4 protein-coding genes and 1 pseudogene are annotated in these 4,426 nt (G+C 40.7%); 2 read left to right on the top strand and 3 right to left on the bottom strand.

Annotated features, from left to right (window positions below):
- Nucleotides 1-235 precede the first annotated feature (235 nt).
- The 3 genes from B9J87_RS12830 to B9J87_RS12820 all read right to left on the bottom strand — a co-directional run bounded on the left by B9J87_RS12830 (nt 236) and on the right by B9J87_RS12820 (nt 2,545).
- On the bottom strand, nt 236-1,033 hold the full coding sequence (locus tag B9J87_RS12830; RefSeq protein ID WP_254918135.1) for a DUF4225 domain-containing protein: 798 nt from the start codon (nt 1,031-1,033) through the stop codon (nt 236-238).
- Nucleotides 1,012-1,485: an Hcp family type VI secretion system effector gene (locus tag B9J87_RS12825; RefSeq protein WP_094151065.1), complete on the bottom strand. Its 474-nt coding sequence runs from the start codon at nt 1,483-1,485 to the stop codon at nt 1,012-1,014. Before B9J87_RS12825 ends, B9J87_RS12830 begins: the two co-directional genes overlap by 22 nt.
- Before the next feature lie 478 nt (nt 1,486-1,963).
- Entirely contained in the window at nt 1,964-2,545 is a 582-nt protein-coding gene (locus B9J87_RS12820) for a DUF2913 family protein (protein WP_094151063.1), read from the bottom strand.
- 358 nt (nt 2,546-2,903) lie between these two features.
- On the opposite strand from B9J87_RS12820, the gene B9J87_RS12815 reads away from it, so the two are divergent.
- Nucleotides 2,904-3,734: a TnsA endonuclease N-terminal domain-containing protein gene (locus tag B9J87_RS12815; RefSeq protein ID WP_094151061.1), complete on the top strand. Its 831-nt coding sequence runs from the start codon at nt 2,904-2,906 to the stop codon at nt 3,732-3,734.
- Nucleotides 3,718-4,426 (top strand): annotated as a pseudogene (locus tag B9J87_RS12810) (transposase); the annotation flags it as partial. The gene B9J87_RS12815 and the pseudogene B9J87_RS12810, both read left to right, overlap by 17 nt.

The raw sequence follows: 4,426 nt of genomic DNA, 5'->3' as shown, positions 1-4,426 counted from the left end.
ATTTCAAGGTTAGGTAAATCGAGATATTTAATAAAAAAATCTTCGAAAAAAGGTATCTTAGATGAAACTCCTGCTGTTTTTGTTCCAATCTGAAAAATTGCCCAAAATTGCCCACCTAAGATCAAAAATAATAAAAACCTACATAGCAGAGTGATACCTTTTGATGGTACGTGGTTTATTCGCCATAGCAGATAAATGAGGGAAATAGATGAAAATGAATACCACGTAATGGTTATCATTTTTTGACCTCATCATATAGTGAGTATGCTGTAATGCTGTCACTTAATGCCCCAGCTCCTAGTGATAACCTACTTGATGCTTGATATCCTCTTAGATAGTCTTCTGAGCTGTATCTAAATAACTTAAATTGTTTGGCTTTTGGGGTGCTTGTCCATGGCATAGGCTTTAAGTTAGGTTTGGAGGCAATTTGATACGCCTCTACTGCATTTTTAGCCGTGTTGGTTTTGGCTATAGCTCCATAGGCTGACATGGCTAAATCAGAGCTATAGTAGGCAATATCGCCATGAGATTTGGAGTAACCTAAATACTCTGCTGCATGTTGATAGCCTTCTCGAACTAGCCCCGTGGGATTCTCATCGCCATCCCAAAAGTATTTGCCATTTTCATACATGTTATTCGCGCCATGAGCCATCATTGTTGCACCAATTGAGCAAAGGTAAGTGGCAGAGTAGTAACAGACCCCCGCGCCTGCGGCTACTTGCATCACACCCGCGATAAAACCAACCCCTTTTTTGGCAATTAGGGCACCTTGGTCCATCAAGTTTTGTCTTTCTTTTCGAAGTTCTTTGAATACCGTTTCTTTGTTTTTTTTACCGTTCTTAAAATCGTTAACAAGACATTGTTCAAAACGATCAACGTCACGAACAAACTGCATCTTTAGCCCACCATTCGAAATATAGCGGTGTGACAGCGTGACGGCTTGCATAGTGAGTCCTTTCCCTGCCTTTTCGACTTCTCGAATGTCCCATGCATCGGGCGAAGTTTGATTTCTCACCCTAAGTTGCTCTCCCATGTTTCATAACCTTCAGTGCCAGCTATTTTATGTTTCCAAGTGATGTCTCGGTAAGAGAGGTGAAGGGTTTCTGACATATCTTCATCGCCAGAGTTCAGTACGTTAGGTTGGTCAAAAGACAGGGTGGTAATTAAGGCGTCAACCAACTCAATAGTATAGAAGTTTTCGTTATAGCCTTGCTCATTAGTACGAAAGAAATTGATTGTGCACTGTAAATGCTCTTGTTTAGAAAAGGCATTACCAAGAAGTGGAGAGGCTTTATCAATGGGTTTGGTAATGACGACTTCGGCAGGTCCGCCGTGTTTGTTTAAGGTGAAGTTACACGCCAGAACGGTGATTTCATTTGAATGCGATACTTGAGCCTTATTTCCTATAGAGTCTTTCGTGTTGCAACCAAGGGATATACAACCTTGTTTTTTACCGATAACTGAGAGATATGCCGTGTGAGCCATGTTATGCCTGTTATTGTCTATGGTGCAGTGCTCATATTGTATCTTTAATTACCTGAAAAGATAAGATATGCACATTAGATTTTGACATAAGGTCACAATGTATATGTATGGCAAGAAAAATGGTAAGTGCATGCTGCGACTTGCTCCCTTGGGTTTGTCAAACTCTGCTACTTCTATTTGACCTTAGATAATTCAATTTATCTCAAGGAGTAGTGGCGTGTATTTTTGAAGATAGAATTTCGTTTTAATGACTCAAAGATTGGATACAACTGGTGACCTAAGTTTAAGGGAAGAACTTGATACAGCACGCTTGTGATAACTACAGTTATCGATAATTTACTAAATTAGAAAAGCCACTGACGCGTTTTTATCCAAAACCAGCTAGAAAACCACGGCCATCGTATTTTGATGCGCTCTATTAATTCTCGTATCACCTTCTGGTGAAGTGTCATATGACAGTTATCGTCGCAGTCATGTTTTAAGTAGGGTGCACTAAAATATGGGCTTGATGTAACTCTGCGTTCCACTCTTTCATTTCGGCAAGGAACAGACCGTGAGCGTTAATTGAATTGATGAGCTCTGGTGCACGATCTAGCTGGATAAGCATCGATAACGGTGTCACTTGGTTATGTTCTTGGTCAAAACTGTGTTCGACTTGCTCTTCTAACATGTAAAGAATGCCAGGCTCCGCTTCGCTACCTTCTTCAAACAGCCGAGACTCAATACCTTCTTCATCATGAAGGTGGACGAGTAGGTTATAGAGCTTTTCAGCCCCGACGAGTTTCGTTTGATTCGATTCAGTGCTGAGTTGATGCAGTTTCATTTCTAGGTTCCCACCGTTTTTTCTCGCAACGCTGAGCATCAGTTTGATGTCTTTTTTTATATTTGATAGAGACTTATCGTTGAGCTTAGGCTTGAGGTATTTTATCAAGATTTCATTGCGCGTTGCGACTGGCACAAAGCGGGGAGATGCTGACACTTTACATAACAAGTGAAGTAAGGCGTGAGTAATGACATTGTGTAGGTTGTGGTAGTAGTCAAAGTCTCGTTTGATTTGCATAGCCAAGATAATGTTGTGGTTCGATTATTAATATAATCGGGAGCTTGCTGTGCTTTATCAATCACAATAATGACTCAGGAAGCGATTTTCCATACATTTCGTTATTCAAGAATCGCTAATGTTATATTTTCTGAAACGGATTTTTGTCCAAAAGCTTGTTACTGTGACCTGCTTAGACTTTGTGATCACCGAGCTATTCTGTCGTACCAAATCTGTATTGTGACACGAAGTATCGGTTGTTAGTATAAATTGCTGCTCATTGATTGTGTTCACTATATAAGAATTGTTGAGTAATAAAGTTGCATACTAAATCTGTTGCGTTTATGCTTGTTTTGTAAGCAAAGTGTGATGGTTTTATATGGCAAAAAGCAAGTACGCACCCTCTGAAACGAAATACAAACGCTGGATAAAAGAAGGTCGAGGTAATGGCTTGGGTGTTCATTATCATCCTTGGATAACTGTTCGGGATGTCCCATCCGATGGTCGCTCTCATCGTGTCTTTGGTCATAAAAGCCAGCGTACTCATCATTTGCTATCCGATTTAGAACTTGCTGTATTTTTAACTCTTGAATGGAACTCCCAAACAACCGATATTCGCGAGCAGTTTCCACTTAGGCGCGAAGAAACGCTTGATATTGCGCTTGATAGTGGAATTAAACATCCAGCCGAAGCCGGTGTAAAAACGTACATGTCATCTGATTTTTTGGTTGATTGCTTGGATCTCCAACTCCCACAGTATGTCATTCAAGCCAAGTACACTAATTTTTTAAAAGATCCCCGTGTTATTGAAAAACTGGAAATTGAACGCCGTTATTGGTTACTGAAAAAGGTTCCTTGGTTTCTGGTCACTGAAAACGATGTATCCCCAACCCTTGTCCAGAATATTAGCTGGGTATACCCGGCTGAGCAGGATGAGATTGATGATGAAGTCTTGTTAGATAGGACTGCGTACTACAGTGATCTTTTTCAGCAAAATCCGAATAAAACGGTTACTGATATCTGTAAGTTGACTGACCGTATTTACAATCAGCCTGATGGTTCTTCTATTTATGAAATCAGGCAATTATTGGCTAATCGCTGTTTCTACTTTGATATGTTTTCCCAACCGTTCCATCTGCTAAAAGGTAAGGATTTCGTTGTTGAGAACATGGGGAACTTAATAGGAGCTCGTCATGTTTCGAATCAATGAGGTCCTGGAGTACGAGAACGAGCGATTCCGGATTTTGAGCCGATTCGGAAACAATTTTGTTTGGATATCGATCGATAATAAAAGCGCATTCCCCGGCATTATTGACTTATATTCGCTGGATTTGGCGATTCAAGATGAATCGTTACACCGAGTCGAAGATCCCTATTCCTATTTGATCATGCTCTCGCCTGAAGATGGCAGTACAGCTCAAGTAAAAAGAGACCAAAACTATAAACTGATAAGCCCGATCATCCATCTTGAAGAATACTATCAGCCGAAACAACGCGCTAAAGCCATTGATCTGGTCATGGCTAATCACAAAACAACCAAACAAACATTGTATCGCCTAATTCGCCAATACTGGCAGCGGGGGCAGATTGTTAACGCGCTTCTTCCCGATTATAAAAATTCCGGCGCAAAAGGCAAAAAGCGCACTCCAGGCAAAACAAAGTTAGGGCGGCCCAGAAAGTATGATCCGGGCTCTGGAGTCAATGTTGACGAGTTCATCGAAAAGCTATTCAGAATTGCTATTCAGAAGTATTTGCTAACTGAAAAAGGTTATTCATTTCCTTATGCTCATCGGCGTTTTAAAGATATGTATGAAACCTATTTCCCGGATGTACCCGAGGCAGAAATTCCAACCAATTGGCAGATGAAGCACTTCTATCAGCGTGAATATACCCAGGTAGAAA

It is taken from the genome of Vibrio sp. V19_P1S1T109, from assembly GCF_002241375.1.
GTDB lineage: Bacteria > Pseudomonadota > Gammaproteobacteria > Enterobacterales > Vibrionaceae > Vibrio > Vibrio anguillarum.
The sequence above is the reverse complement of the archived record's forward strand: the minus strand, read 5'-3'. Positions and strand labels throughout refer to the sequence as shown.

Coding starts and splice junctions, on each gene's coding strand:
- B9J87_RS12830 (WP_254918135.1), bottom strand. CDS start 1,033: ATGGGAGAGCAACTTAGGGTGAGAAATCAAACTTCGCCCGATGCATGG.
- B9J87_RS12825 (WP_094151065.1), bottom strand. CDS start 1,485: ATGGCTCACACGGCATATCTCTCAGTTATCGGTAAAAAACAAGGTTGT.
- B9J87_RS12820 (WP_094151063.1), bottom strand. CDS start 2,545: ATGCAAATCAAACGAGACTTTGACTACTACCACAACCTACACAATGTC.
- B9J87_RS12815 (WP_094151061.1), top strand. CDS start 2,904: ATGGCAAAAAGCAAGTACGCACCCTCTGAAACGAAATACAAACGCTGG.